This window comes from Pseudomonas sp. 43(2021) (assembly GCF_017490805.1).
GTDB lineage: Bacteria > Pseudomonadota > Gammaproteobacteria > Pseudomonadales > Pseudomonadaceae > Aquipseudomonas.
Genome location: NZ_JAFGYJ010000609.1, coordinates 1 through 428, shown reverse-complemented (window position 1 = coordinate 428; position 428 = coordinate 1). Strand labels below are relative to the sequence as shown.

Below are 428 nucleotides of genomic sequence, written 5' to 3'. Positions count from 1 at the left end.
CCCTTAAAGAGGATTCCCCATGAGCATCGTTCGTAGCGACAAGCCTTTTGTGCTGGCCGGTCGTACTTACCAGTCGCGTTTGCTGGTCGGTACCGGCAAGTACCGTGACATGGAAGAAACCCGCCAGGCCATCGAAGCCTCGGGTGCCGAGATCGTCACCGTCGCCGTGCGCCGCACCAACCTGGGCCAGATCGAAGGCGAGCCGAACCTGCTCGAAGTGCTGTCGCCGGATCGCTACACCTTCCTGCCGAACACTGCCGGTTGCTACGACGCCATCGAAGCCGTGCGCACCTGCCGCCTGGCCCGTGAGCTGCTCGACGGCCACAATCTGGTGAAGCTGGAAGTGCTGGCCGACCAGAAAACCCTGTTCCCCAACGTGATCGAAACCCTCAAGGCCGCCGAAACCCTGGTCAAGGAAGGCTTCGACG

The 428-nt window shown here is 61.9% G+C and carries 1 pseudogene; it reads left to right on the top strand.

From position 1 onward, the window contains the following. Positions 1 to 19 precede the first annotated feature (19 nt). A pseudogene (locus tag J5M71_RS28935) lies at positions 20 to 428 on the top strand (thiazole synthase); the annotation flags it as partial.